Source organism: Acinetobacter sp. (genome assembly GCF_041911495.1).
In the GTDB taxonomy this organism is placed as follows: Bacteria; Pseudomonadota; Gammaproteobacteria; order Pseudomonadales; family Moraxellaceae; genus Acinetobacter.
Window position 1 is genome coordinate 1 of the sequence record NZ_JAYROT010000014.1, and the last position, 26791, is coordinate 26791.

Consider the following 26791-nt stretch of genomic DNA (forward strand, 5'->3'; position numbering starts at 1 on the left):
GTTCAAGAATACAAGAATGTACGGTACACCAACCTGACGAGAAAGTAGGATGTGTTCACGTGTTTGTGGCATTGGACCATCAGTCGCAGCACATACAAGAATCGCACCGTCCATCTGAGCAGCACCAGTAATCATGTTTTTAACATAATCGGCGTGTCCTGGGCAGTCTACGTGTGCGTAGTGACGTGCAGGAGAATCATATTCTACGTGTGATGTATTAATGGTAATACCACGTGCTTTTTCTTCTGGTGCAGAGTCGATTGCTGCGTAGTCTTTTGCTTCACCACCGTACGTTTTTGCACAGATTGTAGCAATCGCTGCCGTCAATGTTGTTTTACCATGGTCAACGTGACCGATAGTGCCCACGTTTACGTGTGGTTTATTACGTTCAAACTTAGCCTTAGCCATGATGATACTCCTCGCTTACGTCGAGACTCTCGATCCTGATGTATTGACTCTCTGACAAATCAACTCAAACAATCAATCATACAGCCATCGACTGAAATATGTTCAGCTCTTAAAAGAATTAAAAAAACCTGAACGCCTAATACTTTAAAAGCAGACTAAAAAGCCTGCTTTGATATAAAATTCTGTCGTTTTCTGCACTATACCAATCTTTATTTAGTAGCTTGTGCATTTTTCAAATCTGGAGCTCTTATCGAGATTTGAACTCGAGACCTCTCCCTTACCAAGGGAGTGCTCTACCACTGAGCTATAAGAGCAATAGACTACATAATAGTGTAGTTTTCAATTTTCAATGCTCTTCGAATGGAGCGGGAGACGAGGGTCGAACTCGCGACATGCAGCTTGGAAGGCTGCCGCTCTACCAACTGAGCTACTCCCGCACGATGTTGGTTACTTCATTTTATTTGCAAAATTGAAGTTAGCACTCAATCGAAGTTGAAAAATGGTGGTGAGGGAAGGATTCGAACCTTCGAAACTTTCGTGGCAGAGTTACAGTCTGCTCCCTTTGACCGCTCGGGAACCTCACCTTTTTTCACTCTTATTAGAGCTCGTTGCTGTTGCAATCTTAACACATTTTACAAAACCTATTTTAAACAAGGTTTCTAAAAATGGTGCCGGCACACGGATTCGAACTGTGGACCTACTGATTACAAGTCAGTTGCTCTACCAACTGAGCTATGCCGGCTTTTTTTGATTTAAACATCAATGAGTATCTATATGACATATCAATGACGTTTCGCATCAGAACGGTGTGCAGTTTAGCAAAACTCTCAAACGATGCAAGTGGTTTTTTGCAGGATATCCGCTGAAATCCTATAAAATCAACCCATTTGATGATAATTCAACCGCTTTGATTACTGCACGTGCTTTGATTTGTGTTTCATTCCATTCTGATTCTGGATTGGAGTCTGCCACCAAGCCTGCACCTGCTTGGACATAGACTTTGCCTTCTCGGATAATTCCTGTACGAATCGCAATCGACATATCCATCTCACCATGCCAACCGAGATAACCTACGGCACCGCCGAATACACCACGTTTGACAGGTTCAACTTCATCAATGATTTCCATGGCACGAATCTTTGGTGCACCTGACAATGTGCCTGCAGGAAAGGTTGCTTTTAACACATCAAGCGCATCGACATCATCGAGCACTTCACCTTGCACATTGGACACGATGTGCATGACATGGGAATAGCGTTCAATCACCATCTGATCGGTGACTTGCACTTTTCCAATTTTTGATACTCGACCGATATCGTTTCGCCCAAGGTCAATCAGCATCAGATGTTCGGCAATTTCTTTCTCATCCGCAAGCAAGTCTTTTTCTAAAGCTAGATCTTCTTCATGGGTTTTGCCACGAGGACGAGTCCCTGCCAGTGGGCGCACTGTTGCCACACCATCTTCCAAACGACATAAAATCTCAGGCGATGAGCCGACGATATGAAAAGGTTTTTGATCGTGCAAAGTGTAGCCTTGTACCAAGAATAAGTACGGTGATGGATTGAGATGACGAAGCGCACGATAGACCGAAATCGCATCCCCATCAAAATCGGATACCATGCGATGTCCAGGCACCACCTGCATCACATCACCTGCACGGATATATTCTTTTACCGTTTCGATGGTATCTAAGAATTTTTGTTTGCCTGTTAAAGATTCAAACTGTGGCGCTGAATGTGGCTGTGCCGTCAAATTGACAGGCTGAGCCAGCAAGGCTTCAATGTCATCCAGACGCTCTTGTGCCTTTTCATAACCATCAGTTTGGCTGGCATCAGCATGACTGATCAAAAACATGGTATCTTTGAGATTATCAAACACGATCACGGTTTTAGACAGCATCATCCAAATATCTGGTAGCCCAACAGGATCGGCTTCAGGAACATTGGTTAATTTTGGCTCAATATAGCGCACCGAGTCATAGCCAAAATAACCGACTAGACCGCCTGTAAATTGTGGTAATTCTGGAATTTCAGCATGTGGCGGTACTTTGAACTGGGCTTGATAATCTCGAATATATTGAAAAGGGTCACTACAAAACTGTGTCGTGACTTGCCCTTGCTCATCTTGAATACTGAGCACACCTGCATTACAGGAGAATACTGTACTTTCACCCAAACCAATGATCGAATAACGTGCCCATGTTTCTCCGCCTTCGACCGATTCAAACAAATACGCCAAAGCCTGCTGACGCAAACGTGCAAATACGGTGAGCGGCGTTTCGGTATCCGCAAGGCGCTGACGAAATACTGGAATGGTTTGATAGCCTGCTTGGACGAGGCGTTGAAATTGCTCTGTTTGAAGTTGTTCTTTTTGAAGCTCGTTATGTGAGGTCATGGTCTTTACTCAATGTTGAAAAATGGTTCGAAAATTAGGGTTAGACGAAGTCTCGCCATCGAAACATGATTGGGCACAACATTGTGTTAAACATATTTTCCTCAAAAGTCTTGAAGTGGAAGATGCAAATGACGCAAATAAATTGAAAATTTCCAGTCATTCATTTAGCGTGGAATCAGCTCAGCCAATGAATCAATCACCATCTGTGGTGAACAGGCATGGATATCTTCACCATGATTATAGCCATAACTCAGCACAATACAATCGACATGCGCAGCTCGTGCCGCTTCAACATCGTTACGTGAATCGCCAATCATCAAAGTATGAGCAGGCTTTTGCTCAAAATAGTGCATGGTGTGTAGTAGTGGCTCAGGGTGTGGTTTACGATGCGTCAATGAATCCCCGCCGCTCACCAATGAAAACCGATCTAAAATATTGAGCTGCTGGAGTAAACTGTGCGCTGCATCAAACGGTTTATTGGTCACACAAGCCAGCGTTTTTCCCTCAGCTCGACAATAATCTAGAAATTCAAGCACACCTTCATAGATCTCTGTATCAACACAGAGATGGCGTTGATAAACTGCTAAAAATCGCTGTAAAAGCTGTTGCTGAAGTTCAGGATTTAAGCCGTGTTCTTGATATTGAATCACACAACTACAGAGCTGTGATGCACCTTTTCCAACCCAAGTTCGCACTTGTTGCTCAGTCACGGCAGGGCGACCCAGCTCAGCGAGCGCCATATTCATCGAGGCATACAGATCACGTGCAGAATCAACCAATGTGCCATCGAGATCAAATAGGATCAGTTGTCGTTGCGATAGATCAGCAAGAGAATTCATCAAAAGCTCTGTCATTTTAAAAGGCGTTTATTGGCCGAAGAAGAACAACCCTGCTAAGACAAGCAAAATCACCAAGACAATTAAACTCATCAAACCAACTTTGGCATTTTTTTGCTCAGTCTGTGCTTTTTCCACACGGCTTTTAGGCTGTTCAATTGGCACAACTTTGGGTTCAGACTTCTCCTCAACACTTGCACTAATGTCAACATGCTCAGGAATCGGCGCAGGCTTTGGTACTCCAATATTGCTTGGCATGCCATCTTGCTTCACTTCCACATCACCACGCTCTGAAAGCGTTGGCATCCCTGCATCAGAGGGTACAATTTTCTCAAGATCAGGGGCGACTGTTGCTTCATCTTTCGAAGCCAAAGCATCTGCAATGATTTGAAAGCAAATTGATTCAAAGTTGATTTCATCAAGATTTTTCAGTTGATGCTCTGTGATCTTCTGACCATTCACAAATGTGCCATTTGAAGACTCTAAGTCTTGTATCCACAGTTGCTTACCATCTTCTTTCAACAATAAAGCAGCATGACGACGTGACACATGTGATGCTTGCAAGACAATATCTGCCTGCTGATGACGACCAATGACCATATCACGATCAATAACTATCGTTTGCCCTTCGATTGGTTCGCTTTTGGCGACTAATTTCCAGTTCATGTCTTTACCTTATTTTTTACTTCGCTGAATGGTTTTCGAATATTTTAAATCGACTTTCCAAAGCATCACGCACTAAACAAATAAGTCATGATGCTTCAAAAAATTGTATCTTACCCTGTTCGTCTACTCGGTTAATCCACTCGAATTGTCGTTTCCGTAGTGGTGTTCGAGGTTCGCTCGATTTGTGGTTGAGCATATTCAGCTTGTGAATAATCCACTGCCGTTGGCGTATTGACGATCGGTTGTGCTGTTGTAGTTGGACGCAAATCCACGACTGTTGCGCCATTTTGCTGACTTACAGCTGTGACTGGTACTGTTTGATATTTCTTACCATCTGCGGTGCGCTGTTCTTTGGCAATCGGCAAAGTCATCCGCTGATCATACAAATCATCCGCTGTGTCTGGCAACGATGCAAAGCTTCCATCCGTATCAAATGCCAATTGAAGACTTCTGATCTGATTATACCGATCACCTGTCACATTACGACTATCTGCCGCATCTTTAATGATCGTTGGATGAATGAACAATAATAAATTACGCTTTTCCGTGCTGGCATTATCCGAGCGGAATAAACGTCCCACTACAGGAATACGGCCAAGTCCTGGTACGGCTTGTCGCCCTTCTTCTCGGTCATCTTGCATCAAGCCACCAAGCACAATGGTTTGACCATTTTCAGCCAAGATTGAGGTTTTGATTGCACGCTTACTGGTGATCAAATCCGACGCAGCTGTACTATTAGTTACAGCTGAAACCTCTTGCTCCACTTCTAAACGCAATGTTCCGCCTTCACCGATATGTGGCACGACTTTTAAGGTAATCCCCACATCTTTACGCTCAATCGTCGTGTAAGGATTCGCCGTTCCGCCATTGGTACTTACCGACCCTGTGACAAATGGCACATTTTGACCAACAACGATATACGCCTCTTCATTATCCATCGTCACAACTGATGGTGCCGACAGTAAATTGGATTTGCTACTCTTTTCAAGTGCTTGAACTAATATGCCAAAAAAGCTACGTGTACCATCGCTGTTCTCATTATAGTCACCAAGCGCAATAGATGCTCCACTACTCAAGCCGTTTAATGCTGTAGCTTGCGCAGTTGATCCTGCTAAAGCAGCTCCTGCGATACTTGCTATGCTCGCTCCTGCATTGGCAAAGTTAATTAAGCCGACGCCACTGGATAGATCACCTAATGCCCATTGCACACCGAGTTGGTCCGCATTCGTACCTGACACCTCTACGATTGCCGCTTCGATCAGCACTTGTTGACGACGAATATCGAGTTGTTCTATGGCGCTTTCGAGTTCACGCATCAACTGCGGATCTGCTTTAACCACCAAAGCATTTTGTGTCGCATCAGCAATAATACTCACACCATTGGCATTAAAACTGGTCAAGGCATTTTGATTGCTATTATTTGAACTGGTAAGATTGATGGTCGAGCCTGTACCACTGGCACTATTTGCGCTTGAGTTTGAATTATTGATTAACGAGTTGATCTGATTGTTTGAACTATTACTTGAATTAGAACCACTCGAGCTGCTAACCGCTTGCCCAGTGACTAGACCTTGTAATATTTCCGCTAGATTTTTGGCATTGGCATGTTTTAAACGGAATACACGAAGTCCACCCAATCGATCTGCTGATGGCACATCAAGCATTTCGATCAATTGACGAATCCGTTTACGGCTATGTGTATCACCTTTGATAATAATCCGATTGGTTCTCGCATCAGCAATCACACGTACACGTGAGCCTTTAATGTCTTTCGCCGCACCTGTAGAGCTCATTGAATCAAGTAAACCAAGCACCTCTTCTGCCTGACTCGACTGTAATGCAACCGCCTCAATATCATGATCACCTGTCCCATCAAGATTGCGAATAATGGTTTCAAGCTGATAAATATTTGCCGCACGATCAGACACAATCAAAGCATTGGTTCCCGGTACTGCCGCCAAGTGTGCAAACTGTGGCATCAATGGACGCAGTGCAGGAATGAGATCATTTGGGTTGGTATTATCCAGCCAAATCACCCGAGTGACGATTTGATCACCACGTGCATTATTACGTGCATCAAACGGAATCCCTGAATTTTTCACATTATTATCTGGGACAAGCTTAATGGTATTCCCTGACGGGATTGCCACCACGCCATTGACATTCAACACGCCTAAAAACAAGTCATACACTTGATCTTTATTTAGTGGCTTATTTGAAATCACCGTAACATTACCACGTACTCGTGGATCGACCGCAAAGTTCTTGCCAGTAATATCTGCCACTTCATTGATAAATGCAGTCAAATCTGCATCTCGCAAATTAATTTTCCACGTCTGTGCATGGCTTGCTTGTGACGCCACAAAAAACATCGGCGCCACTGCAAGTGCAGCCCAAAGTTGACGCTTTGCAAAAGATGAAGTCATTGAACCATTTGCCTCATTTATATTAAATTACACATCACTGTGCTTAAAAACTTTGTTGGATGGTCATCGTTTGATCACCACGTTGTATTTCAATTTTTGCTTGCCCTGCTTGTCGTACCTGCTCAAGCAATTGTGCTTCATTTACCCCTGAAGACAAGTTTTGTCCATTCACCGAAACCACTTTATCACCCGGTTTTAAACCCAATCTTGCACGAAGCGCAGGTGGTGTTTGATCTGTCACTTCAAAGCCATTTTGCGTGTTATTGACACCCATTTGACCTAGATATTGCTCTCGATCTTGTTTGAGCTTTTCGATCGCTTGATCAATCGCACGATCCGGCGAGCGATTATTCCGACTTGTCGCATAATTAGGTTGCGTACTCGGCATCGCATTTGATGTACGATTTGATGAGCTATTTAACCCCATATCACTTGATGGCAAATTTGCGGTACTGGTTTCGTCACCAAACTTGACTTCACGTGTCTGTCCGCTACTTTCTCGAATAAACACACGATCCCAATGCACTTCTACCAATGTCATATTGGTATCTTCAATCGTTTCACCCACACGATAGCTACTGGCATTATTATTCACACGAATTACAGCGGATGATAAATGTCTTGGACTCGCAAATACTACACCTTCCAACTTCACAGGCAAATCAGCCTGTTGTGATTGTGGGTTTTGACCCTGTTCTTCAAATAATGAAAAACGCACGATATCAGGCATTCGTTGCTGTTGCGAACCGAGCACAACAGACTGTACCGTTGGCGCCTTTGGCGGTGCGACAAACCACCAAAATAAATTTGCCATCCGCCAACAAAGCCATAGCATCAGTATAAAAAAGATCACTGGGGCAATTTTATTGAGCTTTTCCAGTTCGAAGCGATTCAGCCATTGTTGGATACTATTCACGCTCGGCAACCCACCTTTGCGTCACACCACATACAAGTTGTTTGCTTCATCACAAACTCCCTAATGGTTGACGTGTGCTAATTACCGCAGTATCCAAGCCGGCTTTACCCTGATAGCTCGGTGCATTGAGCAACAAACGTTGCGTCACTTGCACATCAAGCATACTGTCTTTACCCAAACTTATATCTGCCATGCGTTGCTTTTGACTATCCTGCACAGCAAGTTTCAGCTGATCATTCTCAGCACTGAGTTGTCCAACCAATGGTGGAATATCAATACGCTCTAAACGCTGTGCAATCGGATAATTCAGCAAGCCACCCGCCCAAGTCAGTTGTCCTTCGGCATCTTGATAGCCGTGTTGCTTTTTATACTTTAAAGACACGTCTTTCAGCTTAATATTACTACTTGGCCACTGCCAATCGACGAGATTTGCCAGAGTATCACTACTGAATTCACCATTGACATCACTCAGGTAAATATTTTTACCCAAACCATATGCCACAACGGCATTGATTTCTGTCTGACCTGAGTGTAAGGTGATATTTGATGACGCACGCAATCGCAGAATTTCCCACGGTCGTGTAGACCACGTCATGGTGCCTTGCAAATCTTGATATGACCAATCTGCCTCACCCTGCCATATATTGCCATTTACATTATGGATATATCGCATATTTGGATAAAACTTACCCAAAAGCCACGTCGCAGGAACTTGTAATAGCACAAATAGTGCAAAAAGACCGAAAAACATCATCAGCCAAAATCTAAAAATCTTCTTATTGGTCATTCACATAGATACTCTAGTACAGCCCATCATTTAAATTTCTTTACTTCCATGAATCTCAATTGATCCGCAATGCTCATCACATTATGCACATTTTGCGCAATGAACCAACACCAGAATAGGGTCTGTTGACATTTCAACCATGCATTGCGTTATAGGCTAAAATCACATAAACGAGGCATGAAACGCAGAGAATGGTCACTCCCTTGTCAAGTTTCATAACGAAGTTTATGGCAATTTTAGCTATAACCCTTCGGGACAAGGATGCTTTTTGACGCTACGTCGTTAGAAATGAGTTATTTAGAATGACTAAATTTCCTCATTCCTGCCTAGTATCGCCTAAAAAGCATCCATTGTCGCAAGCATCTGTGAAATGTCAACAGACCCTAATTGAATTACAAAACAAAAAACCAAGCAGTTGCTTGGTTTTCAGGATTATCTAAGACAAATATGACCCTTTAATGACGATGCACATTCACATAGAGAAAATGATGTCGCAACGACCATTAAACTGACCATCAGACTCGATACAATTAAATAGCAAGATCGTCGAGTTTTTTGCCTTTTGCAAGCGCATCTACCACCCAACGAGGTTGTTTACCACGACCTGTCCATGTTTGGCTCGCATCTTTAGGATTGCGATAGCGTGGTGCGACTTTGCGAGTTGGTTTTGACTTTTTCTTTTGACCATGAGCCAAAAGCTCATCTAAGGTTAAACCGACACTTTTTGCGACATCAACAAGCTGTGCATACGCTTGATCAATTTTTTCTTTGTTCTTTTGTTCGATGAGTTGTTGTGCTTTTTCAGTTAATTCTTTTAACTGATTTGGATTAAGTTGGTTTAAATCTAAATTGTCAATATTGGTTCCCATGAGGACGTCCTTTAATGCGAGTTAAATACCAAATCAAGTCTTGGTAAATATGGTTTCGATAAAATATGCGTTAAATAATACGCATTTCAATACATTATCTCAATACAAGTGTATAACTTTATTTTTAATTGGTTTATTCGAGTTTTGTAATTCTAATTTTAAAATAACCAATGGGATCTATAATCATAAATCCCATTTGGCTTATTTCTTTCTACTATTTCTCTACGCTTTCATTTTACGCATCTTTCACTGTGTACTTTTTAAAGCAAAACGACGTCATGACCTGCTTGTTTTTCAAAATCTATAACCTGTTGTTTAAACTCCTCAGGAATTGATTTTTTAGCATTTGTTTTAGCATCCAAAATCACAATAACCGCTTCACCATCAGCAACGATTTTATTCTGACTGTTGCTAAATAAGGTATAGCGCATACGTAGTGCAGAATTTCTCATTTCCACGACACGTGTCGCAACGACCAATTGATCAGGATAAAATACAGGACTTAAATAACGACAATCACTTTTTGAAATTACCGTAATCACATCATAATTAAAAATATTAAATTGCTCTAAATATTCAATCCGTGCACTTTCAAAATAACGGTAATACATCACATTATTCACATGACCAAACGCATCCATATCCCCCCAAGCGACGGTTTGCTGAAAATGTAAGGGATAATCTGATAATTCACCGATCGCTGAACGCTGTGAGGTCTGAGCTTGCATAATATCGTCCTTATACTTGGGTCATGCTAGAGGTTAAATTTAAAATCTTGATCGCTAAACTGAAGCAATCGTTTTAAATCTTGCTGTAAATCGTCTGAGGGCAACGCACTTTTTACCCGTAAATATGCCATATACGCATCTTCAGGATATTGTGCTAATAATGCGTTTGCCTCATCAATATTGCCTACGGCTTGCGCAATATGCCATTTGGCAAAAGCGATGCTCGGCTGAGCAGGATATTGCGCAGACCACGCTTCGATTTTCGATGCGATCACATCAATATCCAAATGTGCATGTTCAAACACCTGATCGAGCCAAATATACAGCACCTCTGGCACAAATCGCTCAGCTAAAATTTGTTCTGCAAAAATAAAACTCTGTAAATCAAAACGCTCAAACTGCACCATGAGTTTTAATAATATAATTTTATGCTCAACAGGATAATCAGCAATCACCGACTGATGCTGTTGAATCCATGCTCCAAGCTGATCTATAGCACGCTCATCCGCACGATCTTTAAATTGAAACAGTGCCTGTAACCATAATACATTTTGCGCTTGATCAAACTGTGGCTGAAACGTGGCATCAAACATTTTCCACGGATATTGCAAAGACAGTTGCAACCATTTTTGTTGAAGCTGTGCGTGATATGCAGTTGCTACGGGCTGTAACCACGTCGAGAGCGGCTGTACGCTGAGAAACTCAATCCGCTCAAAGGCTTCAGTATGGTTCTCTTCAACCAATGCAATATCAATTTTAAGGAGTTCCGCCAATTCAAACAGTGGATTTTTACTTTGCTTTAACCAGTCTTTGGCGCTTGAGGTATCCATTTGATTCAGCGACATTTGCGCACGAATCAAAGGGTGTAAAAGTGCCGAAGCCTGATAGGTCGAGATAATCTGCTGTTGCTCAGAAGCTTCTGCTTTGAGTAACCACAAAATACCAAGTCGCTCGTAAGGATGAAGTTTTTGAAATGACTTGGGTTGTAAATGATTTTGAATATTGCGACGAAAAATCTGCTTTAAACCATACCAACACGCATAAATTGCGATGAGTGAGATAAAAAATAAGATCAGCACCAAAAATAAATTGGTTTGTAACTGCCAACCATGCCACTGCAAAAAGACATAGCCAAAACCTGCATTAAAACTCAGCACAATAAATACGCTAAGTAACAGCAAAAATAAAATGAGATACGCCAAAATCACATTACGCATGATGCATTATCTCCTCTGCCATCATGGCGTATCACCAAGCAAAGTGATTGCACTGAGTTGCGGTGGAGGATTGAGCGCAATGCCATCGAGGTTTTTTAAACTTTTTAATACCGATTGCGAAGTCGCATCGGGATACACCGCTAAGCTTTCTACCAGTGTTGCGATCTGCTGACGATAGAAAGCTTTTTGCCCTGCATATAAGGCTTGCTGTGCCAGTAAGAGTTGCAATTGCATCTCTTTATAATGTAGCGCACGCTGTTGCAAATCAGGTTGTTGTCCTTGTTCAACACGTTGCAACTTAAACCAATTCGACCATGAGCGTGACTGACTCGCTTGATCTAATGCAACTGGTTCAAGCTGTGTTTCGATCTTTTGTAATTGTTGTTGCAGGACACTCAGGTGTTCACTACGCTGTTGCGAATATTGGGTGATGGTGTTCTGATCACGTTGCAAGGCTGCGATAAGGGCTGAGTTCAAACTACTCGCAAGCAACTGCTCTTGAGCCAATTTTTGTTTTAAATTTTGAATCTGTGACAGCGCCATGCTTATACGTTGTTGTTGCAACATCGCTTGTATCAGGCTTAAGCGATCTTTGACATAACTCAAGCGATCTTGATTCAAACGCTGATTTTCAAAACTTGAAGCATTGATACTGGCAAGGGTTGGATTTAAAGCTTGTAGGCTGTTTTGCTGTGCTTGGTTTTGCTGTGCTTGGTTTTGTTGCGATCGGCTTGTTTGCGTATTTGGATTTTTTGGCTGGTTGCTTTTTGACTGACTGTTTTGTGAAGTATTATTTTTTGCAGTGTTTGTTAGTGATGGATTTTCTTGGAATGTTTGCTCATGAAATTGTTGCATTGAAATCAACTGATCATACAATGCAGAAACACGCTGACTTTGCTGATTCAGACTGAGATTAAGTGCATTCAATTGATCAGCTTTCACAAAATAAAGATCGAAGCTGAGCTTGCCCAACCACACCACGATCAACAATAGGATCAATGCGCCAATTTTATTCATCTTTGCTCATCAACAGTTTGCCCTAAACTCACTCGACCTATCACTCACTTTGGTCATAGAAAATAACTAAATCAAAAAACACCGACGTCGTATCTCATGTCTTATTCGACATTGTTGCGATTCTGAACAACACTGTCAATTTCATTTGCTTGTAAATGTTGTACAGTCAGTATTTGAGCCGAGTCCACCAAATTATCTTGAAGCCTATAGTCTGGAAATAAATCATCTCGAAGCACTTGGCTTACACGATCGCCGAGCACCACATATTGATTCTCAGAAAATATATCCTTGCTGACTATGGCATGTTCAACCATGTGTTCCGTGAGTTGTTGCCAATTTTTCCAACTTTGTTCACTGCTAACAAGAACGGTTGCAGGCAGTTGCTGTGCAAGTTGTTTTAAATCATCTACCGTATAATTCGGCATCGCACGGCGATAGAGCAGAATATTTAACACCGTACAACCTTGTGCACTCAGCTCATCCATCATCAAAGTCCGTCCGCCAATGCCACGCCAAAACGCAATACACACACTTTTTGAGTTACGTGGTGCACTGGATTGCGCTGAAATCAGATCGTTTAAAATTGGAAGTTGTAACATGCCTTCGGACGTTTCCACCGTTGGGCATTCACTGTCAATTTTATATTTTGCCAATGCTTTCTGCGTCGACTGACCGACTGCAATCCATTTTTTCTTCTGCAATTCAGCCAATGAAATATTGCATTGCGAAGCATACTGTATACCCAACTCGACTGCAATTGGGCTGACCACAACGACAAGTTCAGCATCTTTAAATTGAGCAAATTGTGCATGTAACTCTGCATCAAGCGCAATCGCCTCTAATGACAATAAAGGCAACTCATAGACTGAATAGCCCAAAGCTTGCAAAGATTCGCTTAAAGCAGTCGCACGCTCCACAGGGCGAGTATTAATCAGGGGCTTTGATCTGTGTTGAGTCATGGTTAAATCAACAAATTGCTTTAATTCATCTTATTGCTGATCTTGGTTTTGATCATGATGTTTTTCATTATACAACGCTTGCAATAACTCTCCCGCACCTTGCGCCAACAAATCTTTGGCAAGTGCAACACCCATTTCTTCCGCTTGAGCAGGTGAACCTTGTTGTTTGGCAATCAGTAATTGCTCGCCATCAGGTGAACCGACACGACCTTCAATATGGATCTGATCGCCAAGCCACTCGGCAAATGCGGCGATCGGGACTTGACAACCACCTTCAAGATGGGCGTTAAAAGCTCGTTCGGCACGCACGCACGCTGAAGTTTCTGCATCATTCAAAGCGGCAATCCAACCTTGTACTTGCGCATCATCGCTACGACATTCCAGCCCAAGTGCACCTTGTCCTACCGCAGGCAAGCTGACTTCAGGACTGAGTGTATGGCGAATGCGCCCATGTAGCTTTAATCGTTTTAACCCTGCACTCGCCAAGATAATCGCATCGTATTGCCCTTCATCGAGTTTGGATAAACGTGTGCCAACATTACCTCGTAAATCAAGCACATTTAAATCAGGACGACGTGCCAAAACCTGACAACGACGGCGTAAGCTCGATGTGCCGACCTTTGCACCGTGCGGTAAATCATCAAAGTGGAGATATTGATTGGATACAAAGGCATCTAGTGGATCTTCTCGTGTACAGATCGCAGCGAGTTCCAAACCTTTGGGCAACTGCATTGGCACATCTTTCATCGAATGCACTGCTAAATCTGCACGACCATCAAGTAATGCAGCTTCAAGCTCTTTGACAAATAAACCTTTACCGCCGATCTTGGCAAGTGGTGTATCTAAAATCTTGTCGCCTTGCGTGACAAATGTCACCAGCTCAACGCTTAAATCTTGATGTAATGCTTCAAGGCGTTGTTTAATATGCTCCGCCTGCCAAAGTGCCAAAGGACTTTTTCGGGTGGCAATTTTTAAGACTGGCATGGCGAAAACTCATCAACAAACACGGATGACTTACACTACCGTGCTGATGGAGAATTGCAAGTGATTTTGATAGTTTTGGTTTTCACCTCACAAAAAGTAAGGTGCAAGAACTTTAATTATAAGTTTTGAATCCGCTCTTTAATCAATGGCAAGTGCCGACGACTAATCATCAACTTTTCATCAACCTCTTTACAACGCACTTGATATTGCCCATTGGATTGCATTTCCAAACCATCCAAATATTTGAGTGACATCAAAGCATTACGATGAATACGAATAAAGTTATTTTCAAATTCATTTTCTAAATCTTTTAATGTTTCATCAATCAACACTTGACCATTCTTATGACGCACCATGACGTATTTCTGATCGGCTAAGAAATAATAAATATCATCTAACGGAATCAGCTCTACGCCACGATAAGTCCGTGCAGCGATGTGATGACGTGTCTGATGTTCAGGATCTTTTTCTGTCGTCGGTAACGCTTGGAGCTGTGCTTGATTCAACTTGGTCGCTTTTGACAAAGCTTGTGACAAATCATCCATAGCAATGGGTTTGAGTAAATAGGCAATGGCATTGGTTTTAAACGCATCAATCGCATACTGATCAAATGCAGTACAAAAAGCGATCGCAGGCGGTGTATCTAAGCTACTTAATTTTTGCGCACATTCCAACCCATTCATTTCAGGCATGCGAATATCAAGTAAGATGACATCAGGCTGTTCTTGTTCAACCATTTCAAGGGCTTCTATACCATTTTTGGCTTGCCCTAGCACACGATGTCCCAGATGCGTCAACATCCGTTCCAGTCGCTCTCGTGCTAATGGTTCGTCGTCACAGACTACAATATCCATTGTGTTCCCCATTGTTTCTTATACAGATGTTTGCTTCCATTGCATCTGCTTTTTAATTCATTTCAACGCAATATATCATGTGATTATCACTATAAAAGTAATCACTCAGCACCTGATATCTACGAATATCGATAACTCAACAAAGTCGTATAGACATCATCACGAGCAAAAGTAGAAAACTTCACTTCTGCACCATAATAGGCTATGAGACGTTGTTTCACGTTATCAATGGCAATCCCATTGCCTTGATTTGACTCCGATTTTGTTTGACCTACTTTTGTTTGGTAGGGATTGGTCAAAACAATACTGACATGGTGGTCTCGTATTTCGATTAATATACTCACCACGCTCGCATTAGACAATGATTCTACACCATGATAAATACAATTTTCCAATAATGGTTGCAAAGTGAGCAGTGGAATCTTGGCTTGATTGAGCAGCTTTTCACCATCTATGCGCCATTTGACTTGTAAGCGATCACCTAACCGCACACCTTCGATCTTTAAATAACGCTGACATAGCTCGACTTCTTCACGCAAACTGACCTCTCGTAGCTCAGTTAAACTTGCCCGAAAAAGACTCGATAAATCAATCAGCATTTGCTCGGCTTTAAAAGGATCGCTACCGATCAAGCTCACCACACTATTCAAACTATTAAATAAAAAATGCGGATGAATCCGAGCTTGTAAGGCTTGTACTCTCGCCATCAGCTCAGATTGTCGTTGCTCAATCCACAGCTCACGCACGTATAGATAACGCAGGACAATCAAACCAATACCACCACCAAGCACCATGCGACGCAGGCTATGTTCAGAGATGATTTGCCACGTCAGTGCATGACGAGGAAACTGCGCATGATGTTGCAGAATATTGATGATAAAACCACTAAAAAGCACAATCAGAATGAGCACTAAAAAGCTAAAAATATAAAATGTCTTGCGTGCCAAATACGGCATACGACCTTGCAGATAATCAATACAATAGGCAAACGCCACACAAACCCAACTTACGAATAGCACATGATGAATCAGTAAAGTCCACGTGATATCCGACAACTGTGCAACACTTGCCACAGCCAAAATCAAGCCCAAAGCATTGCTGGCTAATAAAAGCTCAAAAACTTGTCGCCACTGTTTAAAGTCACGAAAGCCAAAACGTGGAACTGGTTTTGAGGGATTTGTTTTCGCTTGCTTTGTTTTCGTTTGCACTGCCATGCACTGACACGTCCTGTTGAGTGATTTTTATTTCAAATTTAAAGATCAATCGAAACTCTATAGTCGAAGAAATTAATTTCTGATACAAGGCAACCGAGCGAAGGTGTACATGTAGTACTGCGAGTGAGGTTAACGCTGTAGCAGGATTTAAGTTCTCTGACTATAAATTAGCATACTCCATGACTTTTTCATCTTGCATACACAATTCAATGCCTGTGGTAGCAATGTCTGTTATAATTTCGCTCAATTTTAAACAGTTTCAAATTGAATTGACGATCTTATGACTACACCGACAAATCAGCCAACTGACACAGAAAATTTAGCACCAAACCCAACCCAAACTTCAGGTATGTGGGGCGGTCGTTTTAGTGAAGCAACCGATGCCTTTGTTGCCGAATTTACCGCCTCTGTGCAATTTGACCAACGCTTTTATAAACAAGATATCGCAGGTTCGATTGCGCACGCTACCATGCTGGCGAAAGTCGGCGTACTCACCGCACAAGAGCGTGATGACATTATCAATGGTTTAACCGCTATTCAAGCCGAGATTGAAGCAGGTCAATTCCAGTGGCGCATTGATCTTGAAGATGTGCATATGAACATCGAAGCCCGTCTGACTGATCGTATCGGTATTACAGGGAAAAAATTGCACACGGGTCGTAGTCGTAACGACCAAGTCGCAACCGATATTCGCCTGTATTTACGTGATGAAATTGATGCCATTCTAGACTTATTAAAGCGTTTGCAATCAGGTATTTTAGATTTGGCAGGAAAAAACACCGATACCATCATGCCTGGTTTTACCCATCTACAAACTGCGCAACCTGTGACATTCGGTCATCATTTGTTGGCATGGTTTGAGATGTTGTTCCGTGATAGTGAGCGATTGATCGACTGCCGTAAACGTGTCAATCGTATGCCACTGGGTTCGGCAGCGTTGGCAGGTACGACGTATCCAATTGATCGTAATTACACTGCGGAATTGCTCGGCTTTGAAGCGGTCAGTGAAAATTCACTCGATGGCGTATCAGATCGTGACTTCGCGATTGAGTTTAATGCGGCAGCATCTCTGATCATGATGCATCTATCTCGCATGTCAGAAGAATTGATTTTATGGACGTCGGCGCAGTTTAAATTTGTACAGATCCCAGATCGCTTCTGCACAGGTTCGTCAATCATGCCACAGAAAAAAAATCCTGATGTGCCTGAATTGGTACGTGGTAAATCAGGTCGTGTCTTTGGCGACTTGATCAGTTTACTAACGCTGATGAAAGGTCAACCTTTGGCATATAACAAAGACAACCAAGAAGATAAAGAGCCGTTATTCGATGCGATTGATACCGTTCGTGGTAGCTTAATGGCGTTTGCAGATATGGTGCCTGCGCTTGTACCAAATATTGCCAGTATGCGTGAAGCGGCATTGCGTGGCTTCTCAACGGCAACCGATCTTGCCGATTATTTGGTGAAAAAAGGCGTGGCGTTCCGTGATGCGCACGAGATTGTTGGTAAAGCTGTTGCGCTCGGTGTGCAAGAGGAAAAAGACTTGTCTGAACTCACCCTTGAGCAGTTACAACAATTCTCTGATTTGATTACAGCTGATGTGTTTGATCTGGCGTTGACTTTGGAAGCGTCTGTTTCCGCTCGTGACCACTTGGGTGGCACTGCGCCGAAGCAAGTCAGAGCGGCGATTGAACGCGCTCGTCAGCGTATTGCATCGCTATAACCGTCGAAATATTGGCTTAAAAACTTTACAGCAGAATTTAAGGAATCGTTATGTCAAAGCAGATATTTTGTCGTAAATATCAAAAGGAAATGGACGCACTGGATTTTGCGCCATTTCCAGGAGCGAAAGGTCAGGAATATTTAGAAACTGTGTCGAAGCAGGCTTGGCAAGAATGGCTTCAACATCAAACGACTTTGATCAATGAAAAACGCTTAAATGTGTTTGAACCTGATGCCAAAAAATTCCTTGAAGAGCAACGTGAGAAGTTCTTGAGTAATGATGATTCTGTGGAAAAAGCAGAAGGTTGGACTGAGCAGAAGTAACGCAAACAGCCACGGAAATTGCCTCATGAATACACAAGAGATTGATCATCTCAGCAAGCAAAAAGCCTATGATCTCTATGATTCAGGTTTGATTCATCAGCTTGAGGTCGGTACGACCAAAGGACTGCAACAGATTCATCTTCATTTATTTGAGGGTTTATATGCGTTTGCAGGGCAAATCCGTGAGTTAAATATCTCAAAAAGCAATTTTCGCTTTGCCAATGCTTTATATTTAAAAGAGGCTTTGCGTGCTATTGAAAAAATGCCTGAGAGCACCTTTGATGACATCATTGATAAATATGTAGAAATGAATGTTGCCCATCCATTTTTGGAAGGTAACGGACGTTCTACTCGGATTTGGTTGGACTTGATCTTTAAAAAGCAACTTGGCAAAGTGGTTGATTGGGAAAAAGTCGATAAAACGCTTTATTTACAAGCGATGGAGCGTAGCCCGATCAACGACTTAGAAATCAGTTTTCTACTGCAAAATGCGTTGACTGATAAAGTGGACGATCGTGAAGTCTTTATGAAAGGGATTGATCAATCTTATTATTATGAACAGCCCGAAGATTATCGCTAACACCTCTTCACTCTATAAAAGGTTCACTTATTTAATTTTACTTAAAACTTGATTACCAAAATAATTTTCCCACTTTGGAAAGCTATCTCTGTAATACTCATTCCAATAGCTCACAACTCGACTCTCCAGAAGCCTCCAATATGTCGGATTTTCCAAGCGAAAATCTTTATAAAAATGCAGTGTGCTTTCATTTATTTTAGTATTAATGATCGGAAACAACTCCCAAACATATTCACCTAGTAACTGTATTACAAATGGAATCACCCAACTTTCTGCATGATCTGAAATACGCTTCAGCCGCTTAGATCTGACATATCCATTATGATGTCGTGAGTATATACAATTCAAAATATCTGTTTGTCTTTCATTTAAAGCGCTTTCTAACTCAAGCTCAGGTTCATTAAAATAAATGCGGTAGGGAACTGTTAAAAGCTCATCTTCAAGTCGTATTTGCCAAGATGATACAATCAGTGGATATGAGCCACATATAGGATTTTCATCTGCGAGTGGCAAAATTTGGATGACAGCATCTACATCGCTTTGTAGTTGTTTTGGAAAAGCATTTTTAATCATGCGCTCATATTCTGACTTCATTTTAAAAACACGCCAATTCATTTATATCGTTTATATCACATAGTGAATTACAAAACACAACTACTCAAACAACGCCAAATTCTCCTCATAGCTTTTATCTGCATCCAAGCCAAATGCCTGAAAAACTGCTCGTTTATCTTTTGCACATTGTGGATTACGCAAATCTCGTACCCAACTATTCTCCCAAAACGGTTGATTGGACTGCGCCTGAATACAGGCTTCGAGCGGACGTATTTCCAGTCCAAAGCCAATGCCTTCATTACGAAATGGATTGATTTTTAAGGTATCATTTTGGATATTCGGATCATCAGGATGCAGAAGCTGATTAAACTGTTTGACCCGCATCTCCTTGTAAATCAAACCATATTGCAGATAGACCAAATCAATTTCATCAGCTCGGATGCTCATCCCATATGAGATCAACATATCTTGGTCACTCGGCTCGAGCGGTTTGTGTCCAATAATGAGGTTTTCACCATAATAATAGTGATTATCCATCACCGCTTGCGATGGCAATGCCATAGTCTGCGCCAACTCATCAAAATCCACATCAAGCGTATCGCTGATTCTATGATAGACCTTGACGATCAACGCCCGTCCCATCAGATTAGTCAAACCATAGTTTTTATTTTGATCAAAACCTTTGGACTTTTTCAATTTCACCACATCCAACAAGATGCGCCCAAAACCGTAACGACGGCGATCGACTTTGAAGGAAAAAAAATCACCTTCTTGATATTTATGATGGGAGCGCTTAGCAGTTTTAAATGCCTCAATTGCTTTCAGATCATCGGCAGTGCTGTCGGCGATCCACTGCGCAAGCCATGTCTGCAAAGATTCTAGATTGCTATTTTCTAGCAGTCTTTCATCATGAAAGGTGGTCTGCGTATCATAGCTAGAGATGCTAATATAATCATGAGAATACTGAAAATATACGCCGACGCTACCAAATGATTTTGTGGCGGTGAAGTTGAGCTTTTTCGGCTTTCCACGAGCCGTTTTGGAGAGTAAAATAGTGCGATTTTCTGCGGTTTTTTCATTCAGCTCTTTTTCAAAATAGCTATTTTCAGTGACCCGTATTTCTTTACGAATGCTGTCGCCATCAAAATATAAATATTGCTCGCCAAGCTGTTGCAATTCCCAATGCGCTTCAACAGGTGCTAAGCCCAAATATTTGCGTTGTTCATTATTCAGTTCAAATCGTAGTGCTTGCATGTCACCAATCCATTTTTAAACATCTTGGAACTTCTTCTATCTATTGTCGATTTTCATACTACACATGCTGACGATTCATCATGTCGCTGATTCGTTAAAATATTTTTGATCTCGGTAAAAAGTCGCATCATAAAATGTACAGATCATAAAAAAAGCAGACCATCTGATCTGCTTTTTTCAAATTTCAATACTAGTTCAATGCTTAGAAGTGATATTTGATCAATGCACTGACATTGTTTTCATCGACACCATCGACGCCGTATTTATTAATCCAGTACGAATATTCCACACCGAGATATAGCTGTGTATCTGGAGAAATGTGTTTGCCTGCATTCCATTTCAACTGACTTGTCCAGTTCATTTCGCTTTCGTGATCATCTTCTTCCGTTGACCAATCGAGGAAACCATCAAATAAGAAATCTTCATTCGATAGCTTGAACGGCACACCATAACTCAAAGTCAATTGCCAATCATCTTCAGTCAAATCATTGTTGGCACGGTAAATATTGGCACTCGCATATTGGAAATATGGAATATCAAGATCTACACCAAAGCCGTAAAGATAGTTGTTAAATCCTTCGCCACCTTCCCAAGTGGTTGAAACCAATACATCTTTCACAATACCGAATTGAATATCTTTACCCGACACACCTACGAAGCTAAGACGTGGAGATGCTTCAAAATAGCTATCTTTTGCACCGCCACTTTCTGTACGGTCAATAAAACCAAAGAAATCACCGTATTTCAGCTTTGCCGCATACTCTGCGGTCACAGTGGTTTGCTCATCTTCAGGTGTCAGCTCGTAGTTTTCACAGTAGAGCGCAGTAAGCTAAAGTCTTGCCAGATTGGTTTTGCCATGCTCGCCGTTGCACATGATGCAAGTGCGATCGCAACACAAAGTTGTTGAAATTTCATTGGTTTCCCCAGAAAAAATCTTTATTTTGTCCCATGCACTTATGGACGGATGCCACATCGGATTGACTCAAAACCCTGACATGCAAGCAAAACTAAAGACATAAAAAGAATGTGCGGATTTTATTACCAAACTGTCACATTTTCAATCAATGAAATCAGGGTCTGTTGACAGTCTAAATATTCAGATCAGTACACACTGAGAATATTAAAAATCTCTAAAATACAAAGCTAAAAAAACGACGAGATATTGCTCGTCGTTTTTCCACATTGGAATTTAAAATTTCAAATATTAATGCGCTGAAAACGCATCGTGTTCATCTCGATTTTCTTTACCTAGACTTTGGCGGTTAAAAATCAAATTCATCAAGATCGCCGCAAAGGTTGCGGTACCAATACCGCCAAGATCAAAACCTGCAATGTGTAAAGAGAAATTGCCTGTTCCCATGATCACCACCACAGCAGCGACCAGCATATTGCCATTTTGACTAAAATCGACACGATTGCTAATCCAAATCCGAGCGCCTGCAATGGTAATCAAACCAAAGACCACGATCGACGCACCACCCAAGATCGCCACAGGAATCGTGCTTATGATTGCACCAAATTTTGGTGATAGACCTAAGAGCATCGCAAACACACCTGCCACGACAAAGACCACAGTCGAATAAATCTTGGTTGCCGCCATCACACCGATATTCTCAGCATAAGTCGTCATCCCTGTGCCACCAACCGCACCTGACATCGTGGTGCACAAGCCATCCGCAAAGAAAGCACGTCCCATATACGGTGAAATATTTTGACCTGTCATTGCACTCACTGCTTTGAAATGACCTAAGTTTTCCGCAATCAAAATAATGAAAACAGGCGCAATTAGCAGTATCGCTTTGGCATCAAAACTTGGACTATGGAACTGTGGCAAGCCAATCCATGCTGCATTGATAATCGGGGCAAAGTCGATCGGCGTCCCTAGTCCCATAACATTGGCGAGAATAAAATAAAATAAATAGGACAGCCCCAAACCAACAAGGAGCAAAAGACGGCGCAACATGCCTTTGGTAAACACTGCAATGGTGGTAATGCTCAGCGCTGTGAGCAACGCCATCCATGTATCAAAAGCATTACTCGACACGCCTTTGATGGTGATTGGTGCAAGATTCAAACCAATGATCATTACCACAGCCCCTGTCACCACAGGTGGCATCAGACGCTCAATCCACTGCGTCCCTGTGCGCATCACGATCAACCCGACTAAGGCATAGAAAATACCACATGCCATGATCCCGCCAAGTGCAAGACTGATATTCGGATTACTGCCTGCGCCGACATAGCCAGTTGCAGCTGCGACCACACCAATAAAGGCAAAGCTCGAACCGAGATAACTTGGCACTCGACCGCCTGTGATGAGGAAAAATAAAATGGTGCTAATCCCAGTCATCAACATGGTCAGACTTGGATCAAAGCCCATCAATAATGGTGCAAGGACTGTCGCACCAAACATGGCGAATACATGCTGCAAACCCAATGCGATATTCTGCCCCGCAGGTAAATACTCATGGATTGCCACAGGCGTTTGCTCTAAATCACCTCGATAAGGCTTCCAGTCTACAAACCAGTTTTCTTTTGAAATCACGTCCGCTTGATTGCCTGAACGGCTATTCGAATTTTGATTGTCACTTTGCATCGTCTTACTCATTTTCAATACTGCGTCATTGTAGCGAAATTTGTGCCTTGCCACGAGATACATTGTTCAAAGGATTTTTAGCCCTGCGGTTTTTCGTTATAATGCTCGGCATTACATTATTTCTAGATATTTATTATGACCGTCCGCACACGTATTGCTCCCTCTCCAACAGGCTTTCCACACGTCGGTACAGCCTATATCGCACTGTTTAATTTATGCTTTGCCAAACAACATGGCGGTGAATTTATTCTACGCATCGAAGACACCGACCAACTGCGCTCCACGCCAGAATCGGAAAAAATGATTTTAGATTCACTGCGTTGGTTGGGCTTAAATTGGTCTGAAGGCCCAGATGTCGGTGGTCCACATGAGCCATACCGTCAATCGGAACGTATGGGTATCTATAAGCAATACGCAGTGCAATTGGTTGAGCAAGGTCATGCTTTTTACTGCTTTGCCACAGCAGAAGAGCTTGATCAAATGCGAGCAGAGCAACAAGCACGAGGCGAAACACCAAAATATGACGGTCGTGGTTTAAAGCTTTCTGCGGATGATGTACAACAACGCCTTGCGGATAATCAGCCACACGTCATTCGTATGAAAGTGCCTGAAGATGGTGTGTGCAAATTCCAAGATATGCTCCGTGGCGAAGTTGAAATTCCGTGGGCACAAGTCGATATGCAAGTCTTACTCAAAACCGACGGCTTACCAACTTACCACCTTGCTAACGTCGTCGATGATCATCTAATGCAAATCACCCATGTGATTCGTGGTGAAGAGTGGATTCCATCTGCGCCGAAGCATCAATTGCTCTATCAATATTTTGGTTGGGACATGCCTGTGCTTTGCCACATGCCACTACTTCGCAACCCCGACAAATCAAAATTGTCTAAACGTAAAAATCCAACCTCGATTAATTATTATCGTGATATTGGCGTGCTTCCTGAAGCATTGCTGAACTACTTGGGACGTATGGGTTGGTCGATGCCTGATGAACGTGAAAAGTTCAACTTAGCAGAAATGATCGAACATTTTGATATTCAACGTGTATCTCTCGGTGGTCCTATCTTTGATGTAGAAAAGTTAAATTGGCTGAATGGTCAATGGCTTAAAGCTTTAACACCGTCTGAGTTGCTCGATACAATTCTAGCGTGGCAAGGCAATCGTCAAAAACTCGAAGAGATCGCAGCAGCAATTCAACCTCGAATTAACTTGCTTTCTGAAGCGGTGAATTGGGCAGGATTCTATTTCAACCACATGCCAACGTTGACTGCTGAACAGTTTGAAAATAAAAAACTCAGTGCTGAACAAGTCCGTCAAAGCTTGCAATTTGCGATTTGGCGTTTAGAAAGTTTATTCACATGGAATAATGATACGGTTAGTCAAACCTTGATGGATTTGGCGAATCAAATGGAAATAAAACTGCGTGACTTTATGCCTGCGTTCTTTAATGCCATTGCGGGTTCGACCAGTTCGACCCCTGTGATGCAAGCAATGGTCACCATTGGTCCTGACCTGACTTTTGCACGTCTACGCAATGCTTTAGAAGTCGTTGGCGCACCAAGTAAGAAAGAGCTAAAAGTATGGGAAAAGCTAAATGAACAGCTTAAACTGCCTAAAAATGAAACAAATGACAGTGCAGAATAATTCTCAGTTGACCTGTTGAATTGACAGTCTTACGCCATCTGCATAAGATGGCGTAACGCTTTTTAGCGTGTTTATTCAGACGACATTTTAATAATGATAAAGTTTGAAATAGAATTGGGGTCATAGCTCAGTTGGTAGAGCGCTACAATGGCATTGTAGAGGTCAGGAGTTCGATCCTCCTTGACTCCACCACATAATGATCAATAACTTATATCAATATAATTGTATAAAGCACAAAAAATATCGCATAATTTTCAACACCGTGCCATTTCATTGTAATTTGAATGATCGAGATTTAATAAAATGACCAATATAAATACAGGCGACTTTATTATTTATGCCTCAGAAGATGGCGAGATAAAAATAGATGTAAAGCTATTAGATGAAACCGTATGGCTTACTCAAAAACAAATGGCAGAAATGTTTCAGAAGAATGTTAGCACCATTAATGAACATATAAAAAATGTCTTTGACGAAGGCGAACTTGATCAAAATTCAACTATTCGGAATTTCCGAATAGTTCAACAAGAGGGTGATAGAAGTATTGAACGTGAAGTACAGCACTACAATTTAGATGTTATTATTTCCGTAGGCTATCGTGTCCGATCCAATCGAGGCACACAGTTTCGAATATGGGCAACTCAGGTTTTACGAGAATATATTGTCAAAGGCTTTGCAATGGATGATGCAAGGCTTAAAAATGGTGGGAATAACAATTATTTTGATGAGTTACTTGCACGGATTAGGGATATTAGAGCATCGGAAAAGATGTTCTACCAAAAAGTTTTAGAGATATATTCGACCAGTGTTGATTATGATTCCAAAGCAGTAGAATCAACCAAGTTCTTTCAAACAGTACAGAATAAGATGCACTGGGCAGCACATGGACATACAGCCGCAGAAATTGTTTTTCATAGAGTAGATGGCTCAAAACCGAATATGGGTATGACTAGCTTTAGTGGTCAAAGTCACCCTAAAACCAAAGATATTACGATTGCCAAAAATTATCTGAATGAAAAAGAAATAGACACCCTTAACCGCATTGTGACGATGTATTTAGACTTTGCTCAATTTCAAGCTGAAAATGGCATTCAGATGTATATGAAAGATTGGTTGGCAAAACTAGATCAATTTTTGAGTTTTAATGGGCGTGAAGTGTTAGACCACTATGGCAAAATTTCACATCAACAAGCCAAAATCAAAGCCGAGTCGGAATATCAACTATATAAGCAACAATATATTAATTATCAAACTCCTGTAGAAAGACACTTCGAGGAAGCGATTAAAGATGTTCAGAAAATTGCGAAGACGAACACCACAAAGAAATAGCACGCCAGTCTATGACTCGCAACGACTTTCCACGACTATAAAACAGGTATAATTTTTATTAAAATTAAACTGTTAGGTTTAGGAGATATCCGAACATATATACCCAATATGTTGACCTAACATTCTTATTCATTGGGTGCTGTGGGAGACGATAATTGAGAAAAACTATCAGGTCTACGGATTCTATTCCATCACTATTTAATATTGATAGATATTCTAACATGGACAAGCTTTCCGCATTCGATTGGTTTTTTTTACTTGAAACTAGATTCTTAATATATAACGAACTTCTTGAAAATGGTCTGGCATTTTGGGTTGGCATAGATGAGTTAAACGAGAATGAAGAGCAGGAAGCTATTCAACTGATAATGTATGAATTTTTCAATCATCCAGTAGGTTTTAACTTAGCAATTAATTTTCAAAAAAATAAGAGACTGTAAATAAAACTGTGTAAACGCTTAAACTATCCCTCAACGTTGTTGGGGGTAACACAGGTGTTTACCATGAAA

General features: G+C 41.7%; 24 protein-coding genes, 5 tRNA genes and 1 pseudogene. 7 read left to right on the forward strand and 23 right to left on the reverse strand.

Annotated features, from left to right (window positions below; genetic code table 11):
- The 19 genes from ACE3PQ_RS01630 to ACE3PQ_RS01720 all read right to left on the reverse strand — a co-directional run.
- Positions 1-408, reverse strand: a 408-nt coding sequence (locus ACE3PQ_RS01630) for a GTP-binding protein (protein ID WP_374294628.1), incomplete at its 3' end; no start/stop codon positions are given.
- A 239-nt stretch (positions 409-647) separates the two neighbouring features.
- Positions 648-722 (reverse strand) — tRNA-Thr (locus ACE3PQ_RS01635).
- A gap of 47 nt (positions 723-769) precedes the next feature.
- A tRNA-Gly gene (locus ACE3PQ_RS01640) sits at positions 770-845 on the reverse strand.
- 63 nt (positions 846-908) lie between these two features.
- Positions 909-992: transfer RNA gene (locus ACE3PQ_RS01645), tRNA-Tyr, on the reverse strand.
- A gap of 82 nt (positions 993-1074) precedes the next feature.
- Positions 1075-1150, reverse strand: a tRNA-Thr gene (locus ACE3PQ_RS01650).
- Positions 1151-1278: 128 nt separating this feature from the next.
- The gene (trpE, locus tag ACE3PQ_RS01655; RefSeq protein WP_374294630.1) at positions 1279-2802 is read right to left on the reverse strand and encodes an anthranilate synthase component I; all 1524 of its coding nucleotides are present in this window, start codon (positions 2800-2802) and stop codon (positions 1279-1281) included.
- Positions 2803-2966: 164 nt separating this feature from the next.
- Positions 2967-3641, reverse strand: coding sequence for a phosphoglycolate phosphatase (locus ACE3PQ_RS01660; protein WP_374294632.1), 675 nt, complete (start codon positions 3639-3641; stop codon positions 2967-2969).
- Positions 3642-3668: 27 nt separating this feature from the next.
- Positions 3669-4304, reverse strand: a complete 636-nt coding sequence (locus ACE3PQ_RS01665; RefSeq protein WP_374294634.1) for an FHA domain-containing protein — start codon at positions 4302-4304, stop codon at positions 3669-3671.
- Between the two features lie 131 nt (positions 4305-4435).
- Complete coding sequence (gspD, locus tag ACE3PQ_RS01670) at positions 4436-6730, reverse strand: type II secretion system secretin GspD (RefSeq protein ID WP_374294635.1); 2295 nt, start codon at positions 6728-6730, stop codon at positions 4436-4438.
- 43 nt (positions 6731-6773) lie between these two features.
- On the reverse strand, positions 6774-7646 hold the full coding sequence (locus tag ACE3PQ_RS01675) for a type II secretion system protein N (protein WP_374294637.1): 873 nt from the start codon (positions 7644-7646) through the stop codon (positions 6774-6776).
- A 49-nt stretch (positions 7647-7695) separates the two neighbouring features.
- Positions 7696-8433 (reverse strand): type II secretion system protein N, encoded by a 738-nt coding sequence (gene gspN / locus ACE3PQ_RS01680; protein WP_374294639.1) that lies wholly within the window; start codon positions 8431-8433, stop codon positions 7696-7698.
- A 530-nt stretch (positions 8434-8963) separates the two neighbouring features.
- Positions 8964-9302 carry an H-NS family nucleoid-associated regulatory protein gene (locus ACE3PQ_RS01685; protein WP_374294641.1) on the reverse strand — a complete coding sequence of 113 codons (339 nt, stop codon included), beginning with the start codon at positions 9300-9302 and terminating at the stop codon, positions 8964-8966.
- A 260-nt stretch (positions 9303-9562) separates the two neighbouring features.
- Positions 9563-10000: an acyl-CoA thioesterase gene (locus ACE3PQ_RS01690; RefSeq protein ID WP_374294672.1), complete on the reverse strand. Its 438-nt coding sequence runs from the start codon at positions 9998-10000 to the stop codon at positions 9563-9565.
- A gap of 56 nt (positions 10001-10056) precedes the next feature.
- Positions 10057-11247, reverse strand: coding sequence for a hypothetical protein (locus ACE3PQ_RS01695; RefSeq protein WP_374294643.1), 1191 nt, complete (start codon positions 11245-11247; stop codon positions 10057-10059).
- A gap of 21 nt (positions 11248-11268) precedes the next feature.
- Complete coding sequence (locus ACE3PQ_RS01700) at positions 11269-12264, reverse strand: hypothetical protein (protein WP_374294645.1); 996 nt, start codon at positions 12262-12264, stop codon at positions 11269-11271.
- A 101-nt stretch (positions 12265-12365) separates the two neighbouring features.
- Positions 12366-13223 (reverse strand): uroporphyrinogen-III synthase, encoded by an 858-nt coding sequence (locus tag ACE3PQ_RS01705; RefSeq protein WP_374294647.1) that lies wholly within the window; start codon positions 13221-13223, stop codon positions 12366-12368.
- 30 nt (positions 13224-13253) lie between these two features.
- The gene (hemC, locus tag ACE3PQ_RS01710) at positions 13254-14207 is read right to left on the reverse strand and encodes a hydroxymethylbilane synthase (RefSeq protein ID WP_374294648.1); all 954 of its coding nucleotides are present in this window, start codon (positions 14205-14207) and stop codon (positions 13254-13256) included.
- A 116-nt stretch (positions 14208-14323) separates the two neighbouring features.
- On the reverse strand, positions 14324-15061 hold the full coding sequence (locus ACE3PQ_RS01715; RefSeq protein ID WP_374294650.1) for a LytR/AlgR family response regulator transcription factor: 738 nt from the start codon (positions 15059-15061) through the stop codon (positions 14324-14326).
- 119 nt (positions 15062-15180) lie between these two features.
- Positions 15181-16275: a sensor histidine kinase gene (locus tag ACE3PQ_RS01720; protein WP_374294653.1), complete on the reverse strand. Its 1095-nt coding sequence runs from the start codon at positions 16273-16275 to the stop codon at positions 15181-15183.
- A gap of 280 nt (positions 16276-16555) precedes the next feature.
- On the opposite strand from ACE3PQ_RS01720, the gene argH reads away from it, so the two are divergent.
- The 3 genes from argH to fic are packed head-to-tail and all read left to right on the forward strand — an operon-like array spanning position 16556 to position 18901.
- Entirely contained in the window at positions 16556-17998 is a 1443-nt protein-coding gene (argH, locus tag ACE3PQ_RS01725; RefSeq protein ID WP_374294655.1) for an argininosuccinate lyase, read from the forward strand.
- A 50-nt stretch (positions 17999-18048) separates the two neighbouring features.
- Positions 18049-18321 (forward strand): oxidative damage protection protein, encoded by a 273-nt coding sequence (locus tag ACE3PQ_RS01730; RefSeq protein ID WP_298890367.1) that lies wholly within the window; start codon positions 18049-18051, stop codon positions 18319-18321.
- Between the two features lie 25 nt (positions 18322-18346).
- Positions 18347-18901 (forward strand): protein adenylyltransferase Fic, encoded by a 555-nt coding sequence (gene fic / locus ACE3PQ_RS01735; RefSeq protein ID WP_374294657.1) that lies wholly within the window; start codon positions 18347-18349, stop codon positions 18899-18901.
- A 27-nt stretch (positions 18902-18928) separates the two neighbouring features.
- Here the strand turns inward: fic and ACE3PQ_RS01740 are convergent, their stop codons facing one another.
- The 4 genes and pseudogenes from ACE3PQ_RS01740 to ACE3PQ_RS01755 form a co-directional block, all read right to left on the reverse strand.
- Positions 18929-19516: a hypothetical protein gene (locus ACE3PQ_RS01740; RefSeq protein ID WP_374294659.1), complete on the reverse strand. Its 588-nt coding sequence runs from the start codon at positions 19514-19516 to the stop codon at positions 18929-18931.
- A 39-nt stretch (positions 19517-19555) separates the two neighbouring features.
- Entirely contained in the window at positions 19556-20710 is a 1155-nt protein-coding gene (locus ACE3PQ_RS01745) for an immunity 26/phosphotriesterase HocA family protein (protein ID WP_374294661.1), read from the reverse strand.
- A 202-nt stretch (positions 20711-20912) separates the two neighbouring features.
- Positions 20913-21625: pseudogene (locus tag ACE3PQ_RS01750) on the reverse strand (outer membrane protein OmpK).
- Between the two features lie 289 nt (positions 21626-21914).
- On the reverse strand, positions 21915-23306 hold the full coding sequence (locus ACE3PQ_RS01755; RefSeq protein WP_374294663.1) for a solute carrier family 23 protein: 1392 nt from the start codon (positions 23304-23306) through the stop codon (positions 21915-21917).
- A 135-nt stretch (positions 23307-23441) separates the two neighbouring features.
- On the opposite strand from ACE3PQ_RS01755, the gene gltX reads away from it, so the two are divergent.
- From gltX to ACE3PQ_RS01775, 4 genes are all read left to right on the forward strand, one after another.
- Positions 23442-24953 carry a glutamate--tRNA ligase gene (gene gltX / locus ACE3PQ_RS01760; protein WP_374294665.1) on the forward strand — a complete coding sequence of 504 codons (1512 nt, stop codon included), beginning with the start codon at positions 23442-23444 and terminating at the stop codon, positions 24951-24953.
- A 116-nt stretch (positions 24954-25069) separates the two neighbouring features.
- Positions 25070-25145: transfer RNA gene (locus tag ACE3PQ_RS01765), tRNA-Ala, on the forward strand.
- Positions 25146-25256: 111 nt separating this feature from the next.
- Positions 25257-26282 (forward strand): virulence RhuM family protein, encoded by a 1026-nt coding sequence (locus tag ACE3PQ_RS01770; RefSeq protein ID WP_374294668.1) that lies wholly within the window; start codon positions 25257-25259, stop codon positions 26280-26282.
- A 155-nt stretch (positions 26283-26437) separates the two neighbouring features.
- Positions 26438-26722, forward strand: coding sequence for a DUF6387 family protein (locus ACE3PQ_RS01775; protein ID WP_374294670.1), 285 nt, complete (start codon positions 26438-26440; stop codon positions 26720-26722).
- The last annotated feature ends 69 nt before the right edge of the window (positions 26723-26791 follow it).

What these genes read in the sequence shown, in the direction of transcription:
- hemC (WP_374294648.1), bottom strand. Translation starts at nt 14,207, where the DNA reads ATGCCAGTCTTAAAAATTGCCACCCGAAAAAGTCCTTTGGCACTTTGG.
- gspN (WP_374294639.1), bottom strand. Translation starts at nt 8,433, where the DNA reads ATGACCAATAAGAAGATTTTTAGATTTTGGCTGATGATGTTTTTCGGT.
- gspD (WP_374294635.1), bottom strand. Translation starts at nt 6,730, where the DNA reads ATGACTTCATCTTTTGCAAAGCGTCAACTTTGGGCTGCACTTGCAGTG.
- ACE3PQ_RS01695 (WP_374294643.1), bottom strand. Translation starts at nt 11,247, where the DNA reads ATGCGTAATGTGATTTTGGCGTATCTCATTTTATTTTTGCTGTTACTT.
- ACE3PQ_RS01665 (WP_374294634.1), bottom strand. Translation starts at nt 4,304, where the DNA reads ATGAACTGGAAATTAGTCGCCAAAAGCGAACCAATCGAAGGGCAAACG.
- ACE3PQ_RS01700 (WP_374294645.1), bottom strand. Translation starts at nt 12,264, where the DNA reads ATGAATAAAATTGGCGCATTGATCCTATTGTTGATCGTGGTGTGGTTG.
- ACE3PQ_RS01755 (WP_374294663.1), bottom strand. Translation starts at nt 23,306, where the DNA reads ATGCAAAGTGACAATCAAAATTCGAATAGCCGTTCAGGCAATCAAGCG.
- ACE3PQ_RS01740 (WP_374294659.1), bottom strand. Translation starts at nt 19,516, where the DNA reads ATGAATTGGCGTGTTTTTAAAATGAAGTCAGAATATGAGCGCATGATT.
- ACE3PQ_RS01660 (WP_374294632.1), bottom strand. Translation starts at nt 3,641, where the DNA reads ATGAATTCTCTTGCTGATCTATCGCAACGACAACTGATCCTATTTGAT.
- argH (WP_374294655.1), top strand. Translation starts at nt 16,556, where the DNA reads ATGACTACACCGACAAATCAGCCAACTGACACAGAAAATTTAGCACCA.
- ACE3PQ_RS01730 (WP_298890367.1), top strand. Translation starts at nt 18,049, where the DNA reads ATGTCAAAGCAGATATTTTGTCGTAAATATCAAAAGGAAATGGACGCA.
- fic (WP_374294657.1), top strand. Translation starts at nt 18,347, where the DNA reads ATGAATACACAAGAGATTGATCATCTCAGCAAGCAAAAAGCCTATGAT.
- gltX (WP_374294665.1), top strand. Translation starts at nt 23,442, where the DNA reads ATGACCGTCCGCACACGTATTGCTCCCTCTCCAACAGGCTTTCCACAC.
- ACE3PQ_RS01685 (WP_374294641.1), bottom strand. Translation starts at nt 9,302, where the DNA reads ATGGGAACCAATATTGACAATTTAGATTTAAACCAACTTAATCCAAAT.
- ACE3PQ_RS01720 (WP_374294653.1), bottom strand. Translation starts at nt 16,275, where the DNA reads ATGGCAGTGCAAACGAAAACAAAGCAAGCGAAAACAAATCCCTCAAAA.
- ACE3PQ_RS01715 (WP_374294650.1), bottom strand. Translation starts at nt 15,061, where the DNA reads ATGGATATTGTAGTCTGTGACGACGAACCATTAGCACGAGAGCGACTG.
- ACE3PQ_RS01770 (WP_374294668.1), top strand. Translation starts at nt 25,257, where the DNA reads ATGACCAATATAAATACAGGCGACTTTATTATTTATGCCTCAGAAGAT.
- ACE3PQ_RS01705 (WP_374294647.1), bottom strand. Translation starts at nt 13,223, where the DNA reads ATGACTCAACACAGATCAAAGCCCCTGATTAATACTCGCCCTGTGGAG.
- trpE (WP_374294630.1), bottom strand. Translation starts at nt 2,802, where the DNA reads ATGACCTCACATAACGAGCTTCAAAAAGAACAACTTCAAACAGAGCAA.
- ACE3PQ_RS01745 (WP_374294661.1), bottom strand. Translation starts at nt 20,710, where the DNA reads ATGCAAGCACTACGATTTGAACTGAATAATGAACAACGCAAATATTTG.